At 33.8% G+C, this 16,842-nt stretch carries 15 protein-coding genes; 7 read left to right on the top strand and 8 right to left on the bottom strand.

Going from position 1 to position 16,842, the window contains the following annotated elements:
• Positions 1-76: 76 nt before the first annotated feature.
• The 3 genes from ACFOZ1_RS02935 to ACFOZ1_RS02925 all read left to right on the top strand — a co-directional run bounded on the left by ACFOZ1_RS02935 (position 77) and on the right by ACFOZ1_RS02925 (position 3,390).
• Complete coding sequence (locus ACFOZ1_RS02935; protein WP_390198034.1) at positions 77-1,354, top strand: carbohydrate ABC transporter permease; 1,278 nt, start codon at positions 77-79, stop codon at positions 1,352-1,354.
• Positions 1,355-1,359: 5 nt separating this feature from the next.
• Complete coding sequence (locus tag ACFOZ1_RS02930; RefSeq protein WP_390198031.1) at positions 1,360-2,202, top strand: sugar ABC transporter permease; 843 nt, start codon at positions 1,360-1,362, stop codon at positions 2,200-2,202.
• 162 nt (positions 2,203-2,364) lie between these two features.
• A complete protein-coding gene (locus tag ACFOZ1_RS02925) occupies positions 2,365-3,390 on the top strand; it encodes a LacI family DNA-binding transcriptional regulator (protein ID WP_390195674.1) in 1,026 nt (341 codons plus the stop codon).
• Positions 3,391-3,431: 41 nt separating this feature from the next.
• Here the strand turns inward: ACFOZ1_RS02925 and ACFOZ1_RS02920 are convergent, their stop codons facing one another.
• Genes ACFOZ1_RS02920 through ACFOZ1_RS02905 form a run of 4 tightly spaced genes read right to left on the bottom strand, consistent with a single transcriptional unit; the run spans position 3,432 to position 7,593 of the window.
• Positions 3,432-4,208, bottom strand: a complete 777-nt coding sequence (locus ACFOZ1_RS02920) for a PHP domain-containing protein (RefSeq protein ID WP_390195671.1) — start codon at positions 4,206-4,208, stop codon at positions 3,432-3,434.
• Between the two features lie 19 nt (positions 4,209-4,227).
• Positions 4,228-5,037, bottom strand: coding sequence for an energy-coupling factor transporter transmembrane component T family protein (locus tag ACFOZ1_RS02915; protein ID WP_390195669.1), 810 nt, complete (start codon positions 5,035-5,037; stop codon positions 4,228-4,230).
• Positions 5,021-6,718, bottom strand: coding sequence for an ABC transporter ATP-binding protein (locus ACFOZ1_RS02910; protein ID WP_390195666.1), 1,698 nt, complete (start codon positions 6,716-6,718; stop codon positions 5,021-5,023). Before ACFOZ1_RS02910 ends, ACFOZ1_RS02915 begins: the two co-directional genes overlap by 17 nt.
• Entirely contained in the window at positions 6,718-7,593 is an 876-nt protein-coding gene (locus tag ACFOZ1_RS02905) for a DUF8171 family membrane protein (protein ID WP_390195664.1), read from the bottom strand. Before ACFOZ1_RS02905 ends, ACFOZ1_RS02910 begins: the two co-directional genes overlap by 1 nt.
• Positions 7,594-7,779: 186 nt before the next feature.
• Here ACFOZ1_RS02905 and ACFOZ1_RS02900 point away from each other — a divergent pair, with 186 nt between their 5' ends.
• Together ACFOZ1_RS02900 and ACFOZ1_RS02895 are read left to right on the top strand one after the other, a co-directional pair.
• A complete protein-coding gene (locus ACFOZ1_RS02900; protein WP_390195661.1) occupies positions 7,780-8,601 on the top strand; it encodes a MurR/RpiR family transcriptional regulator in 822 nt (273 codons plus the stop codon).
• Between the two features lie 192 nt (positions 8,602-8,793).
• Complete coding sequence (locus ACFOZ1_RS02895) at positions 8,794-10,293, top strand: methyl-accepting chemotaxis protein (RefSeq protein ID WP_390195659.1); 1,500 nt, start codon at positions 8,794-8,796, stop codon at positions 10,291-10,293.
• Between the two features lie 755 nt (positions 10,294-11,048).
• Here the strand turns inward: ACFOZ1_RS02895 and cyoE are convergent.
• Together cyoE and ACFOZ1_RS02885 are read right to left on the bottom strand one after the other, a co-directional pair.
• Positions 11,049-11,918, bottom strand: a complete 870-nt coding sequence (gene cyoE, locus ACFOZ1_RS02890) for a heme o synthase (protein ID WP_390195657.1) — start codon at positions 11,916-11,918, stop codon at positions 11,049-11,051.
• Between the two features lie 19 nt (positions 11,919-11,937).
• The gene (locus tag ACFOZ1_RS02885) at positions 11,938-12,777 is read right to left on the bottom strand and encodes an SAM hydrolase/SAM-dependent halogenase family protein (protein ID WP_390195654.1); all 840 of its coding nucleotides are present in this window, start codon (positions 12,775-12,777) and stop codon (positions 11,938-11,940) included.
• A 211-nt stretch (positions 12,778-12,988) separates the two neighbouring features.
• On the opposite strand from ACFOZ1_RS02885, the gene ACFOZ1_RS02880 reads away from it, so the two are divergent.
• Both ACFOZ1_RS02880 and ACFOZ1_RS02875 read left to right on the top strand, forming a co-directional pair.
• The gene (locus ACFOZ1_RS02880) at positions 12,989-13,699 is read left to right on the top strand and encodes an NAD-dependent epimerase/dehydratase family protein (RefSeq protein WP_390195652.1); all 711 of its coding nucleotides are present in this window, start codon (positions 12,989-12,991) and stop codon (positions 13,697-13,699) included.
• Between the two features lie 111 nt (positions 13,700-13,810).
• On the top strand, positions 13,811-14,827 hold the full coding sequence (locus ACFOZ1_RS02875; protein WP_390195649.1) for an LLM class flavin-dependent oxidoreductase: 1,017 nt from the start codon (positions 13,811-13,813) through the stop codon (positions 14,825-14,827).
• Between the two features lie 73 nt (positions 14,828-14,900).
• On the opposite strand, the gene ACFOZ1_RS02870 is transcribed toward ACFOZ1_RS02875, so the two are convergent.
• Complete coding sequence (locus ACFOZ1_RS02870; RefSeq protein ID WP_390195646.1) at positions 14,901-15,950, bottom strand: arabinan endo-1,5-alpha-L-arabinosidase; 1,050 nt, start codon at positions 15,948-15,950, stop codon at positions 14,901-14,903.
• Positions 15,951-16,018: 68 nt separating this feature from the next.
• Positions 16,019-16,744, bottom strand: a complete 726-nt coding sequence (locus ACFOZ1_RS02865; protein ID WP_390195643.1) for an SDR family NAD(P)-dependent oxidoreductase — start codon at positions 16,742-16,744, stop codon at positions 16,019-16,021.
• Between the last annotated feature and the right edge of the window lie 98 nt (positions 16,745-16,842).

The following is a 16,842-nucleotide window of genomic DNA, read 5'->3' as shown; positions in this document are numbered from 1 at the left end:
ATATAGAAAGTTATAAGAAAGGGAAGTTATCTTACTTCCCTTCTCTAAAAAGGAGGGACAAATTGTGGCAACAACTATTAAAAACCAATCATTTCGTAAGCCACAAACGATTGCAACACTTTTATCCATCATTCCTGGTTTTGGACAGTTTTATAATAGAAGATTTCTTAAAGGATTCCTTCTTCTTCTCCTATCCATTTCATTTTTAGTCGTTTTTTGGAATTATTTAGATATTGGATTGTGGGGATTATTTACACTCGGTACGATTCCACGGGAACATCATTCGATTCAATTATTAATCCAAGGCCTTATTTCTCTTATCATTTTAGCTTTTGGTCTAGGTATTTATGCATACAATATATTAGATGCGAGAAAGGATGCCAAAGCTCGAGCTTTAGGAAAATCTAATCCTACGTTATTACAAGGTATAAGAGATTTTTATAATAATGGTTTTCCTTACTTTATGATTCTACCTGGATTGCTTATGCTATTGTTCATTGTAGTGTTACCTTTAATCTTCATGATTGGATTAGCATTTACCGATTACAATCAGTATAATGCACCACCAAGAAATCTTTTGAATTGGGTTGGCTTTAACAATTTTATAGATTTATTAAATATTGATATTTGGAAAGAAACATTTTTCAGTGTATTTACTTGGACAATTGTTTGGACTGTCATTGCAACTACATTACAAATTGGACTTGGATTATTCTTAGCGCTACTTGTTAATGATAAGCGAATCAAATTCAAACGAACAATCAGAACTGTTTTAATTTTGCCATGGGCAGTACCTGCATTTGTATCGATATTAATTTTTTCTGCATTATTTAATCCGACGTTCGGAGCTATCAATCGTGATATATTAAGTCAATTTAATGTCATGATTCCATGGTTATCTGATCCATTTTGGGCTAAAGTAGCGTTAATCATGATCCAAACATGGCTAGGTTTTCCATTTGTATTTGCATTATTTACAGGTGTATTGCAAAGTGTTCCACAGGATATGTATGAAGCTGCCGATGTAGATGGTGGATCAAGATGGCAGAAGTTTCGATTCATCACATTGCCACATTTATTATTTGCGACAGCACCACTATTAATCATGCAATACGCTGGTAATTTTAACAACTTTAATATTATTTATCTATTTAATGAAGGGAATCCAGCAGTAAGAGGTCAAAATGCTGGTGGAACAGATATTTTAATCTCTTGGGTATATAAATTAACATTTGAAACAAATAATTATAATATGGCAGCGGCAATTACGATTATTATGGGATTAATTGTGATGGGCTTTGCATTTTTCCAATTTAGAAAAACAGCTTCATTTAAAGAGGAGGGACGTTACTAATGGCAATGAATAGAAAAACAAAATCAAAAATCGAAGTAGCGTTCATTTACTTATTTTTCGTTTTGATGTTTATCATCATTGGTTACCCATTGATTTGGACAGTAATGATGAGTATTAATCCAGGTACAAATATGCTTGTAACACAGTTGATTCCTGAGAATCCTACACTTGAGCATTATTTATGGTTGTTTACAAATCCTAATAGTGATTATCTATTATGGTACAAAAATAGTTTAATTATTGCAGTATTAAATGCATTAGGTTCTGTTGTTATCACATCATTAATCGCATACGCTTTCTCCCGCTATTCATTTATCGGAAGAAAATATGGATTATATCTATTCTTATTGTTACAAATGTTCCCTGCTCTAATGGGGATGGTAGCTTTATATATTTTATTAACTACAATTGGTTTAGTTGATTCGATATGGGGTCTTTTATTAATCTATCTAGGTGGACAAATACCTTTTAATGCGTGGTTAGTAAAAGGGTATTATGACACCATTTCCCGTGAACTGGATGAAGCTGCTAAAATTGATGGAGCAGGTCATTTGCGTATTTTTTGGTCCATTATGTTACCACTAGCCAAACCAATTTTAGCTGTTGTAGCATTATTTAATTTTATGGCTCCATTTATGGATTTCCTATTACCAAAAATTGTGCTGACAGATCCAAATAATTATACATTAGCATTAGGTTTATATAATTTTATTAACGATCAATTCTCCACGAATTTCACAAGATTTGCAGCTGGTTCCATTCTTATTGCTATACCAATCGCACTTGTATTCTTAATGTTACAAAGATATTTAATTGGTGGATTAACACAAGGTGCAACGAAAGGATAATACATTAAACTAGCTCGGAGTATATTTAGGAATGAGCGAGAGAATGTGAAGGTGCATTTTCTCGCTTTTCTTCTCTTACGTTAACAAATAAATACTAACTTATCAGAAAACAAACACCATGATATAATGAATAGAGGAAAATGAATTAGAGGATGAACAAATATGGGTATAACGATTAAAGATGTAGCAAAGAAAGCGGGGGTTGCTCCATCTACTGTTTCAAGGGTAATTGCAGATAATCCCCGAATTAGTATAGAAACAAAGAAACGTGTAAGGAAAGCAATGAAAGAGTTAGGCTATCATCCAAATATAAATGCGCGAAACTTAGTGGCACGTTCTTCCCAAGCAATTGGCGTAATCATGCCATCCTCTGCGGATAAAGCACTACAAAATCCCTTTTTCCCTGAAGTTTTAAGAGGAATTGGCTCTTATGCACATGAAACGCAATACTCACTTTATGTTGCAACAGGTGGAAATGAAGAACAAGCGCTAGAGGAAGTCAAACGTATGGTAAATGGCAATATTGTGGATGGGCTTATTCTTTTATATTCACGCATGCACGATCCAATTCAACAATTTTTAACAGAAAAACAATTTCCGTACGTTATTGTAGGAAAGCCTTCCGAGTTAGAAAATGAAATTACGTATGTAGACAATGATAATGTAAAAGCAAGTAAAGATTTAACCACACATTTGATAGAACTTGGGCACGAGCATATTGCATTTATTGGTGGTTCAACAGAATTAACTGTAACGATTGATCGATTAATAGGATATAAAGCTGCCATACTTGAAGCGAATTTACCACTACCTACTGAATATATGGTCCATACAGAGTTTTTAAAATCTGGTGGTCGAGAAGCAGTTGCACAATTATTCCAATTAGAACAACCACCTACGGGACTCGTTGTTGCGGATGATTTAATGACATTAGGTGTGATTCATGCACTAGAAGAGGCTGGAATTAGTTGTCCTCAAGATGTTTCTATTACTTCATTTAATAACTTATATTTGGCAGAAATTACAACACCACCACTTACGACAGTAGATATTCAAATATACCAGTTAGGCGTACAATCAGCACGGTGTTTAATTGAAAAGACAAAAAACAAAGAAGAACCTGCTAAGCGAATTATCATCCCTTATGAAATTAAATATCGAAAATCGACAACAGCAATCAAAAAATAAAAAGTGTGCAAATCAATAAATGATTTGCACACTTTTTATATTTAACTCAATACAGCTTCTTTTGCATTGATATATCTTTTCATATATTTCTTTACTAAAGTAGCTGATTTTACTTTTAACTGTAAATCATTAGCAATAGTAAAGTGATAATGGTTATTTTTAATTTCTTGTTTGATTTCTTCAACTGTCACACAGTTTTTTTCAAAATGATTAATGATGCTTCCATATTGTAAGAATTGATGTGTATCACTTCCTCCTACAATTGGTAAGTTGATTAATTCTGCTAATTGTTCTAATTCTTCTTTACATGTATCGATTCCCTTTGAATATAAATCTTTTCCATTTAAATCAAGTGCATCTAATTTCTTCAATTGATCATTTGATATATTTCTAGCTAATGGTGTACTGTCACGGAACGGATGACCACCAATTTTTAATACATTATATTCATTCGCTAAATCCATCAATGCATCAAATGCGATAAAGTTCTCTTCGTCTATATGATTATCTAACCTTGCTCTGATTGCTAGAATATCTTCCCTTGGACCAATTAATAAAATATGACCATTTTCTTTCACATCTACTTCTATACCTGGAAATAATTTAAACCCGTCAATATCATAATAATTATTTACATATGTGTAATTTGCATCAATATATTCATATACATCATTAAAACGACTTGTATTAAAATGTTCTGTCATCGCTAATGCTGTTAAACCACTATCTTTTGCTTCTTGCATCATTTCTTGAAAATACTCTGGCATAAATGTAGATTTCTTTGATATTTTTACATGACTATGAAAATCAATGTTCAATGTAAGCACCCTCTTCTTTTTATAATAATACGAATAAACTGACAGCATATAAGAAAGATCCGACTAAAAACATATAATCTCTCTTTTGCATTTGCAATGTTGCTAATTTTAATTTCTTTACTTCCTTATGATTAAACCCATACATACTTCCTTTTGTCTCTAATGCCTCGACTGTCGTTCTTGCCCGTTTTGCTGTAGACAAAAGTAATGGATAGAAAGACATCATTGCTAATTTCACAAAATAAATAATGGATTTTATATAGAGAAAACCATGCTTTTCCGGTGCTTTTCCACGAAGTCGAAACGATTGAAACACATGATGGTATTCTTCAAGTAATGTTGGTAGCATACGATAACCATATGCAATACTAAATGAAACTTGTCCTGGTACACCAATCTTTAACAAACCGTTACTTAATTTATCAGGATTCATTGAACAAAACACTGTGATACTAGCTAATGAAATGACACACAACTTCAATGTTAAAGTGAGTAATGGTAGCATTGTAGCTAAACTACCACCAAAGAATAACGAGATGATTAAGAGATAACCACCTTGACCAAGTAAACCGAGACATAATATGAACATAATCAACGGACTAATCTTAGCCACATATGTCGTTATTGCCATAAATACAAACATACCTAGTAATACATATACATTATGAATAAACCATGGTGCAATTCCAAAATAAACGTACCATAAAAATAATGTTCGTGGATCTAATTTCGCTAAGAATGTATCTCCATTTCCGTAAGCTGTATTTAATAATTCTATCTTCACTTGTTCTACAGATAACTTCTCTGTAAACTTACGCGTATACTCCATGATAAGCCTCCTTCCTTCTATATTGATTAACAAATTCATCTACCGTGTATACAGGTCTCTCCCAACCTAATTGTTTAGATAGTTCATAGATTTGAGGAGATGTAAGCCCTGCTTTCTCTAATAATGTGTAGTTCTCAAACACCGTTTCCTTCGTTCCATCATGAATAATCCGCCCATCATGCATGACGAGAATACGATTAGAGAATTCACATGCTAATTGCATATCATGTGTCGCGATTACTACTGCTTCTAATTGGTCTTTCAATTGATCAAGCAATTTTGTAATATGCTTTCTTGTAGCAATATCAAGATTCGCAGTCGGTTCATCAAGTAACATGATTTTTGGCTGCATCCCTACACCAATCGCAAGTGATGCTCGACGCTGTTGACCACCACTTAATAAGCGACTGTCTCGTTCTCGTAAATGCGTCAAATCAAATTGTTCTAATAATTTTTCAACTTTCTCTTCTACATTTAGGTCTTTTCTTGCGCGCATGTAAAATCCTACATCTTTCTCCACACAGTCGTCAATAAACATTTGCTCAGGATTTTGATAGATATACGTGACTAATTCTGCTAAATGTTCTGGTGGTGTATCCCTTGTCACATGACCATCTACTAGTAAATTTCCTTTTTCTTGTTTTACTAATCCTGTCATCAAACGCATTAAGGAGGATTTACCAGCACCATTGTTCCCTACTAGCGCGATATAATCGCCTTTATGAATCGTTAAATCAATATCATGAAGTACACGTTTCTTCTCTTTTGTGATTGTCTTATAGGAGAAAGAGACATCCTCATACTTCACTAGTTCGTCTCCCTTGTCTTTTACAGACTGTTCTAAAGGTTCGAACTCTATCGAATTATTAAAGTGTGGTATTGCTTCTTCTAGAGTTGTTGGTAAAATGTCTAAATCTAAACATTTTGCACTTGCTTGCGTAACTTGCGGTGGATAGATTTGATGTTGCAACAATGCATCCACCTCATTCAACGCTTTCTGAACAGGCTTTTTAAAAGCTACATTACCTTGATTCATCAATACAACTGTCTTAGCATAGGACGCAACAAATTCTGTATGATGTTCAATCACAATAATTGTCTTGCCATGTACTTCATTTAAATGTTTCAAAATATCATAGATATCCTTCGCATGCTGCGGATCTAATTGAGCAACAGGTTCATCAATAATGATAATCTCAGGATTTAATGAAAGAATACTTGCAAGTGCTAATAAATGCTTCTGCCCCCCACTTAATTGCCAGACGAAATTGTCTTTTTGTTCCACAAGACCTACTAACTCTAGTGCGTGCATTGCACGTTCATGATAATCTTTTAGTCCATAGTGTAGAGGAGCAAAAGAGGCATCCTCTAACACTTTGGGACTCACAATTTGATTTTCAAAATCTTGATATACATATCCAACATGCTTGGATAATTCAGCAACTTTGTACTCAGATGTATGTAACCCATTTACAATAGCTTTCCCTTTATAATCCCCGACATAGTAATGTGGAATTAATCCATTAAATAACTTACACATGGTTGATTTTCCACTACCATTCCCACCAAGAATTGCAACAAAATCACCTTTTTCAATTGTCAAAGAGATGTCATTTAATACTGGCTTGTCTGCACCAGGATATTGATACGTTACATTTTCGATGCGTATAATTGGTTTCATTATGATGCTCTCTCATCCTTTTCTCTGTTAGTTTCTTGTTTTCTCTTCATCATCCAAGTAATTGTAAATGCAGCAACAATAAATGCTACAGCTATACTCACAAAAATAAACCAATCACCATACATTTCGAGAAAATCTGCTTCCCACTCTACGTTAAAATCTGTTTCTGATAAAAATTCAAACAGAAATGCAGATGCAGCTAATATAATTCCTGTCACTACTAAACGTGGACCGATAATTTCTTTTAAAGAATAACGATCATCACGTGTACGTGGTTTCATTCCTAACAGAGGTTCAATTTTTCCGTATAATCGAGGTACTAAATAAACTGTTGGTAATAATGCAAATAAAATTCCAGAGAATAATACATCATTTAAGAAAGAGAATCCTTCAATAACAACAACACTCTCTGCTAATCCTGGTACTGCTTCTAACTCTTCAACCCCAACCCATACTTTTAAAATATCTACTGTTGCACTAATAGCTTGGTGGATAATAACACCTAGCATTGCTGCTATTGCAACTTGCTTTTTGTTTTTTGGATCTCGTACAAATGTACCTGCAACATACATCGCTAAAGAAAATGCGATGAATTTCTCTAACTCTCCAAATCCTCCAAATTGTCCTAACATAATCTCACCGAAGATGACTTCACCTAATGATGCTCCGATGGCAGCATATAGTGGATGAAATAAAATACATAATGTTAAAGGTATAAATGCAAAATACTCAATCGAAAATTCAATTGGTCCAATATAAGCTTTAGGAACTAATTCTGTAATCATGTTCGATAATCCATAGAGTGACATTGACAAAATAAATACCATCATTTTTTGGGACTGTGTTAATGTATAACGTTGATTTGGGATACTCAATTTTCTTTCCTCCTTTAAACTTGTTACATACAGTTTATCTAGATATTGTTAACCACAATTACGATTAAAGTTAATTGATTGTAAATTTTTTAACTTTTTTTATCATTATGTAAATTTTTTATCATTGATATTCAAATAGTATTTTGCTTTGATACAATAAAGGAACGAATAAAGGGAGGCATTCTTATGAAATGGGATCGATATGGATTAACAGATAGTCAATGGAAAATAGCAAACTATGTACAGAAACACCTTCAACAAGTATTACTTTCAACAGAGAAAGAAATCGCACAAGAAATCGGTGTAAGTATTGCTACTGTGTCAAGATTCTGGCAAGCTATTGGTTACCAAAATTTAAAAGAGTTTAAGAAGGAAATGAAAGATAACTGGGAAGTTTCTCCTGCTGGAAAAATGAAAAATGTAAGCAAACAATTATCGAGTAAATCTATGTATGTCACCATTGAAAAATCTCTCGGTCTCTTACAAGAAACGTTAGAACATTTGGATGAGAATGAATTTCTTCAAGCAATCGACTTATTACATAAAGCAAAATCAATCCATATACTTGCTTTAGGACCTTCTAAAGGATTAGGTGAATTGCTTACATATCGAATTGCTCGTTTTGGCAAACACATTCAAACATTTCAAAAACAAGGACATGAATTATTTGAAGAAATGATTCATTTAACAGAAAAAGATGTTCTAATCATTTTTGCGTTCGGTAGATTGTTACCTGAAGCTAAAGTATTGTTATCGTATCAGCGTCAAAAACACTATCATTCTATATTAATTACAGATCAATTAGTTGCGGATTTTTCATCCTTCTCTACCATTACATTATATGCAAGTCGTGGAGAAGCAAATGAATTTCATTCTATGATTGCTCCAACATTATTAATAGAAAATTTGATTTTAAAATTAGGGATGAAAGAAGAAGAGAAGAATATTGAACGATTAGAAACACTATCTCGCTTAAGAAAACAATTTAGTGAAGAACTACCGAGATAACTAGAATAGGACCGTTATTTCTATGTAATCTATCATTGATTCTTTTCTCCTACAAGATTATACTATAATTAAGATAAATATGAGATTAAGCTACCATCAAATCGATATTAAGTAATAGATTTTTATGTTTTTTTAACTACATAATGTGTCTGATTCTCATATTTTCATAAATGTATATAAGGGAGTGCGACAATGGAATTAGTTCAAGAAATGAAGCAAAAAGATTTAGTGAAAAAAAATACGTTAATGTATATCATTATGACGATTACTTTATTGACAGGTTTGGTTTTAGCTTTCATCACAAATAAGATGATAGTAGCAATGTATTATGGTACAGAATTATTGCTTATTACCGCTATTTATTTTATATTACAAAAACTTCTCAAAAAACATGGTGTTTTACCGTATTTACTTGTTGCATTATTTTACTTGTCAAACATTGTTTTTATTTTTACGCAAGGTGCTTCTGCAGCAATATTCCTTATTGTGATCTTTTTATCATTGTTTTCTGCGATTCAAATGAATAAGAAGTTATTCTTCTTCGGTTTTGTTATAGGGTTTATTGTAATTTTCTCTAACTATTTTCAAATGGATTCATCAAATGAAATAATGAATCAATTATTTCAAAATGCAATTCTAATATATTTACTAACTGCCATTATTTTTCATTTTGTTATCGGAATAGCAGATAAGCAATTAAAACAAGTTGAGCAACTATTACTAGATGCAAATGAAGAAAGCTTAAGAAAACAAAACCAATCAGCACAAATTGAAAATTCAGTAAAAGCGATATTAGAAAAAGTCGCTACAATAAATGAACAACTACAAGAAAATGTTGAGCGTCAAAATGACTTGAATCATTCTATTTTTGAAATTTCTCAAGCTAGCCAAGCACAAGCAGAACAAATTGCAGATATTTCAAGCGCTACAAACGAAACACGCAAAAATGTGGATACTGTTCAACAGCAATCTAAAAAATTGTATGATGATTCTTCAAATGCAATTCACTTAGTAACATCTGGAAAAGAAAAAATGGACACATTGAATCAAAATAATTTGGAAATGGAAAGTACAATTGGGCAATTAAGTAGGACTTTTGCCGAATTAACAGAGAAAATTAAAGAAACAAATCAATTTGCAGATACAATTAAAGAAATAACAGAACAAACGAATTTGCTAGCACTCAATGCATCGATAGAAGCTGCACGAGCAGGTGAAGCAGGAAAAGGTTTTGCTGTTGTTGCTGATGAAATAAGAAAATTAGCAGATTTAACTGGTGAGACAACAGAAAAAATTACAAATAACCTCGTCTCCTTAAATAAAGCAAATGACTCTGCTGTTGCACAAATGGATCAAAGTATGCAGAATTTTGTTGTTAGTATGGATATGACAGAACAAATTACCGGCTATTTTAATGAGTTAACATCAACTGTTTCCACATTAAATGGAGCATTACAGAACTTCACAGTGCTAGCAGAAGCAGTTCAAGTACAATCCAATGGTGTAGAATCTTCAACAAATGAACTTGCAGCAATCATCGAGGAAGCGTCAGCCAGTTTACAAGAAATGAGCGCGACAATCACTTCACTAACAGACAAAAATACCGGTTTAGCTGAACTATTAGACGAAGCAGTAAAAGACACAAAAAAATTAAATGAAATTGCTAACACAAAAGCGGAAACGTCCGTTTAGAAACGTAGAGACTGGAGTAAACCAACTGAGATAAAGGAATCACGATGAGCTTGCGAATCGATGATGACTTATCGTAGGGTGGTTTGCGAAGTCTCCTAGTTTCTGGACGTTTACGCTAGACGACACAAAAGCGGAAACGCCCGTTTAGAAACGTAGAGACTGAAGTAAACCAACTGAAATAAAGGAATCACGATGAGCTTGCGAATCGATGATGACTTATTGTAGGGCGGTTTACGAAGTCTCCTAGTTTCTGGGCGCTTACGCTAGACGACACAAAAGCGGAAACGTCCGTTTAGAAACGTAGAGACTGGAACGCATCAACAGAAATAAAGGAATCACGGTGAGCTTGCGAATCGATGATGACTTATTGATCGTTGATTCGTGAAGTCTCCTAGTTTCTGGGCGTTGTAGCTGGATGACACAAAAGCGGAAACGCCCGTTTAGAAACGTAGAGACTGGAACGCATCAACAGAAATAAAGGAATCACGATGAGCTTGCGAATCGATGATGACTTATTGTAGGGCGGTTTACGAAGTCTCCTAGTTTCTGGGCGCTTACGCTAGACGATACAAAAGCGGAAACGCCCGTTTAGAAACGTAGAGACTGGAACGCATCAACAGAAATAAAGAAATCACGATGAGCTTGCGAACCGATGATGACTTAAGGATATACTTATAATTCCCTATACAACCCACAAAAGACGAAGAAAATTAATTCTTCGTCTTTTGTTTATCATTCATAAATGATTCGCTTCATTATACAAATAGTAGGTAACAAATAAAAACACTCAATAAATAAATAAGTGAACTAACAAACAATTGATTCGCCCAATGGAGCACATCGCGTTGTTTGAACCCTTTAATTGCAATATATAACCAACTAAGATTGAGTATTGTAATGACAACATAAAACCAAATAGACATATCTTGCACAAATAATGGTACAAAAAGTAATAGTGCAATGTATATAGTTGTTCGACAAATCGTTGTTTGATATCCTTTAACAATTGGCAACATCTTCAAACCAGACTTCTTGTAGTCATCAAATTTGCGGATAGCAATAGCATACGTATGGGGCATTTGCCACAAAAACATTATGGCAAACAAAGAAAGCGGTATGACATGAAGTGCTGAATCTACTACTGCCCAGCCCATCAATGGAGTTACCGCTCCTGACAAACTTCCTATATGTGTATTCCATGTAACCCGACGTTTTGTCCATATGGTATACACTACGACATAGGTAAACCATCCAATCCATCCATATAATGCTACTTCGAAATTTATATATAATAAAAGTAATTGTCCGATTACACTTAGACTGATACCAATTGTTAATACTGTACGTAATGACATTGTTCCAGTTACTGTTGGTCTATCTTTTGCTCTTTCCATTAATTTATCTACATCTGCTTCCAAATAATTATTACAAGTTAGTGCGCCTGCAACCAAAAATGTACTACCAACTAACAGCAGTATAACTTGCAGGAAATAATCACTTAATGGTACACCATAATAATGTAATGCAATAAAAAAAGTAATCATTGCTGGAGTTACATTTGCGATTAAGACAAATCTTTTAAATAAATATTTTAAATCATGTAAAACTTGATTGATGTTGATCACTTCCTTATGCTACCCCTTTTTAACTTTTGCGTAATGTCATTCGCCAGCTTGCGCCTGTACCAATATTATGTGCTTTAGCAAAGGAACCTTGATTAATTGCAATAGCCATATTATCTAAAGAATTCACATATATTAATGGTTCACCTATATGAATTGCTGCAAATGAACGGCCAAATGTTATTACATTATGATAAACTTGGCGACTCTCATATTCTATCATTACCTCAATCTTATCACCATAATCTACATGTAATTGTAGAAATAATTCACGCGGAACATTTGTCCATAAATTTCCATATCGCACATCTAAAATATCAATGGATCCCCTTACTGTACCTTCTTGTATGACAGGTTCATCATACGGTAATGAAACAAATTGCTTAATCGGCAACATTTGACCAACTTCCTCAAAAGAAATGACACCTGCAGCAATTCTCGCACCTGTAAATGCATAAATATCTCTGCCATGAAAAGTGTGTGATGCTCCAGACTTTGGTAACCGGTTTGTTTCTTCATCTATTTCACGTATCGATTCCATGCCGATAAATTTTGCAATATGCGTCAAAGTACCGTTATCTGGAGTCACAATATATTGACCAGATACTGTTTTGGCAACAATACTTTTTCGATTGGAGCCTACACCTGGATCCACTACAGAAACAAATACTGTTCCTTTTGGCCAATACGTAACAGTTTGCCACAATCGATAAGAAGCTGACCATATATCAAATGGTGGTATATCATGCGTATTATCATAAATTGGAATTACCTTACTAACAGAATGAGCAACACCTTTCATTGCACTTACTGCACCATCTTCTAAACCAAAATCTGATTGCAATACTAACGCATTCATCATGATAATTCCTCCTATCGAATAATTAGTCTTCTTTATAATAAAAATAAGCCGAATTCCATTTGATATCTATTTGTTATGATAAAACTATTATACTATTTCTATCATCTTTTGTCCTTATTCACAAATTGTAAATTGTATGAACACATGTGTATTTTTAAGAAAAAGTGAAAAACTATCCACAATACATTGTAGAAAGAAAGGATGTTACTACATGCAAAAAAAGGTGGTTATTATCGGTGGTGCCGGTACAATTGGTATAAAATTATATGAAGGGTTACATCATTTGTATTCCATTCAATTATTGGACAAACTAACACATCACCATTTAGAAATCATTCAAGTTGATGCAACAAATTACGAGAAGTTGAGTCAACAAATTCCCCAAAATACAGATGTACTGATTAATTTATTAAGAATAGAAACAACAGATGCAGTCGAAGATATCGATACATTTCATGACATGACTGAAGTTTTTTTCAAAGCCTCTTATTACATTCTAGATATTGCAACAAAATATCAAATTCCAAAAGTTATTTTTGCTAGCAGCAATCATGTCACAGACTATTATGAGCAAAACGGCTATTCTACACTCAAAAGAGAAATTAAGACAACAGATTATCCTGCACCAAAAGGTCTATATGGTGTACTGAAAATGGCCTCTGAATTAACTGGATTCATCTTCATGTTACATCATAATCTATCCGTTATTAATATTCGAATAGGATCTGTGCCAAATGAACCAAAATCCAATGATCGATTAAAAAGAACGATTTTACACGAAGCTGATTTGATTCAATTATTTCAAAAAGCAATCGAGTCGGACCAGCAATATGGTACATACTACGGTGTTTCTAATAATGTGGATAAACCTTGGGATATTGCAAATGCAATCGAAGAACTAGGATATAGACCAATGGAATAAGCAGATTAATTTCTTTCTTTATTAAAAATTGGTACCATATGTTTACTGTTTCATTAGAAAAGCTTCTTAAAATAGATGAACATAACGTGTCACATAGAGAGGATGGAAGGAATGACAAATATAAACATACCTGTTTCTGTATTAAACTTAGTTCCAATTCGAGAAGGATTCGGTCCAAAAGATGCTATTGATCAAATGGTAGATTTAGCGCAAGCAGTGGAAAAAATGGGCTATGAAAGATATTGGATTGCTGAGCATCACAATACAACAACACTAGTTAGTTCTGCAACAACCATGTTAATGAAACATACATTAGAACATACAAATAGTATCCGTGTGGGCTCTGGTGGCGTGATGCTTCCAAATCATGCACCACTTGTTGTAGCAGAACAATTTGGTACTATGGAATTACTTTATCCTAATCGATTAGATCTTGGATTAGGTAGAGCTCCCGGAACAGACCAGTTAACAGCAAGTGCACTACGTCGTGGAAAAGATGATGGTGTGTACACATTTCCGAAAGATGTACAACAATTACTTACTTATTTCGGGAGTGAAGAAGAACAAGGATATGTAAAGGCATTTCCAGGAGTGAATGCAAATATCCCTATCTATATTTTAGGATCTTCTACGGATTCTGCACATTTAGCAGCAAAATTAGGATTACCATACGTATTTGCGTCACACTTTGCTCCAACACATATGGAACAAGCAATCAAAATATACCGCGAATCATTCCAAGCATCAGAGTATCTTGAAAAACCATATATGATGGTATGTCTAAATGTAATAGCATGTGAGACAGACGAGGAAGCTAAAAAAGAACAAACAACAATGCAACAATTTTTCCTAAATGTCGTAAGAGGATCAAAAAACCCACTTCAGCCACCTGTTGAAGATATGGATACACTTTGGTCAGCACATGAAAAGCATGTTGCCGAATCGATGTCTAGCGTGACATTACTCGGAAGCAAAGCATCCATTACATCCCAACTCACTCGTTTTCAAGAGAAATACAATGTAGATGAATTAATGGCCGTCTCCTACATTTATGATATAGAAAAACAAAAACGCTCCTATCAAATATTAAAAGAAATTGTTGATTCAAAAGCGAAAGGGACCGTTTAAAAACGTAATGTATACTTAACCAATCAAAAAAGTAAAAGTGCTCATTCTTAAACGAGCACTTTTACTTTATTTCTTATTCAAATGTTGGCCAATCATCATTCCAATTGAATTGTCTTATCTGCATACGAATTGTTCCATTCGCATTACCGTCATAATAATGATAAATCATATAGTGATCTCCATCTACTTCGATGACATCTTGACCACCAGGACCAATTTGATTATCTTCTGCATCTAAAATGATGTCACCACCGCCGTCTAATAAATCTGTTCCATTTGAATCTACATAAGGACCAGTGATAGATTCAGATCGACCGACAGCAACTTTATACGTACTAGCTGTACCATTACAACATTGATCCCACGAAGTCAATAAATAGTAGTAATCACCATGTTTAAAAATGGTCGGACCTTCAATCGCATTATGAGTCGTTGTCATAGCACGTGATGCCAATACGTACTCATCTATTCCTAGTTCCGTCATGTTGACTAAATCTCGTAATACAATACCGCCAAAGTGTGAACCATATAGCAACCACCATTTTCCATTATCTTCAATTACCATCGGATCAATTGCATTAAATGTATCTCGATTAGTTGTTGTTACAATTGGACCATGATCTTCCCAACTATTCACATCACCTGGTGTTTCAGTTGATGCTACACCAATAGCAGAGTAATTTGTTCCAAACATAGACGCAGCATAATACATATAAAATACACCATCATTTTCAATGACATATGGTGCCCACAAATGTTTAACATTATAGTCTTTTACCCATTCAGGTGTAGGAATTTCTCCAATTGATTGCCAAGGACCTTCTAAGCTATTCTCAGATTTACGAATATAAATCCCACCAGGATTCTGTTCATCACGCGCAATCCCTGTTGAAACAACATAAAAAGTACCATTTGCTTCAAATATAGAAGGATCATGAGTTGGATCATCTATACCTTTTTCAAATCCTCCAATGTCCCCTGTCATCTCGAGTTTTGTATTTTCCATATGTTTATCCGTATCCTTTCCACCAGCCTCTTGTTTTTCCGGTTGGTCAAAGACAATTGATCCAACAAGTAAAACAATTGAAAAAATAATTGCAATAATTGCCCCAAACTTTTTCATTTCTTTTCCCCTCAATTCTCAAAGTTGTACGTACATTATAGCACGAGAGGATGATAGAAATCTACAAATTATATTTCCATTCTATTTAATTCATCATCAAAAAAAGCAAACGCTTCAGAAGAATTATGAATTGGATTTTCAAGAAGGTTCCATATATTCAATGCTGTATCCATAGGTTTTTTAGGCGCTTTCTTTCCACCCATATCAGTAGACATCCAACCAGGATGAATCGATAGAATTTGAATATCTTCTTCCATTAAGTACTTCTTTAATTTCTCTGTTAACATATTTAATGCAACTTTAGATAACCCGTACGGATAATCTCCAGCATATGCATTCGTCAAACTACCCGCTTCTGAACTAATATTTATAATGGATTGTGAGGAAGTACTATCCGTTGTTGCGCCATTACGAATTAATGGTAGAAAGTGCTTAATGACTCGAATTGGACCAACTGTATTTGTATCTAGTGCTTTCAATGTTTCTGCAATATCTAACTCTTCAATCGTTTTATCTCGTTCATTTAATATTGCTGCATTATTTATAATAATATCGACATATTGATCAGTAAATTTGACCGCTTTAGCTGCTTCTATTACGGATTTTTCATTTGTTACATCTATATGTAAAATTCTGAGTTGACCTTCAAATACTTTCTTTAATTCCTGAAGTTGTGTAATATCACGATCAGCCACAGATCGAACACCTGCAAAAATTACATGCCCTCTTTTCAGTCCTGTTTCCACTAAAGATAGTCCTAATCCACGATTTGCACCAGTAATTAGTACTTTCATTTATTATCACTCCTATGTTCATTTTCCTCTTCACTATATTATATTGTAAACCCTTTCATGAAATTTTGCATTATTATTTAAAATATCATGAAAAAAAT

The organism is Gracilibacillus marinus (genome assembly GCF_042651725.1).
Lineage (GTDB): Bacteria > Bacillota > Bacilli > Bacillales > Amphibacillaceae > Gracilibacillus > Gracilibacillus marinus.
Note: the sequence above shows the minus strand (reverse complement) of the source record. Positions and strands in the feature narration are given on the sequence as shown.

Excerpts from the sequence above, each read along its gene's own strand:
- ACFOZ1_RS02930 (WP_390198031.1), top strand. The coding sequence starts at position 1,360 with ATGAATAGAAAAACAAAATCAAAAATCGAAGTAGCGTTCATTTACTTA.
- ACFOZ1_RS02925 (WP_390195674.1), top strand. The coding sequence starts at position 2,365 with ATGGGTATAACGATTAAAGATGTAGCAAAGAAAGCGGGGGTTGCTCCA.
- ACFOZ1_RS02915 (WP_390195669.1), bottom strand. The coding sequence starts at position 5,037 with ATGGAGTATACGCGTAAGTTTACAGAGAAGTTATCTGTAGAACAAGTG.
- ACFOZ1_RS02910 (WP_390195666.1), bottom strand. The coding sequence starts at position 6,718 with ATGAAACCAATTATACGCATCGAAAATGTAACGTATCAATATCCTGGT.
- ACFOZ1_RS02900 (WP_390195661.1), top strand. The coding sequence starts at position 7,780 with ATGAAATGGGATCGATATGGATTAACAGATAGTCAATGGAAAATAGCA.
- ACFOZ1_RS02895 (WP_390195659.1), top strand. The coding sequence starts at position 8,794 with ATGGAATTAGTTCAAGAAATGAAGCAAAAAGATTTAGTGAAAAAAAAT.
- ACFOZ1_RS02885 (WP_390195654.1), bottom strand. The coding sequence starts at position 12,777 with ATGATGAATGCGTTAGTATTGCAATCAGATTTTGGTTTAGAAGATGGT.
- ACFOZ1_RS02880 (WP_390195652.1), top strand. The coding sequence starts at position 12,989 with ATGCAAAAAAAGGTGGTTATTATCGGTGGTGCCGGTACAATTGGTATA.
- ACFOZ1_RS02875 (WP_390195649.1), top strand. The coding sequence starts at position 13,811 with ATGACAAATATAAACATACCTGTTTCTGTATTAAACTTAGTTCCAATT.
- ACFOZ1_RS02870 (WP_390195646.1), bottom strand. The coding sequence starts at position 15,950 with ATGAAAAAGTTTGGGGCAATTATTGCAATTATTTTTTCAATTGTTTTA.
- ACFOZ1_RS02865 (WP_390195643.1), bottom strand. The coding sequence starts at position 16,744 with ATGAAAGTACTAATTACTGGTGCAAATCGTGGATTAGGACTATCTTTA.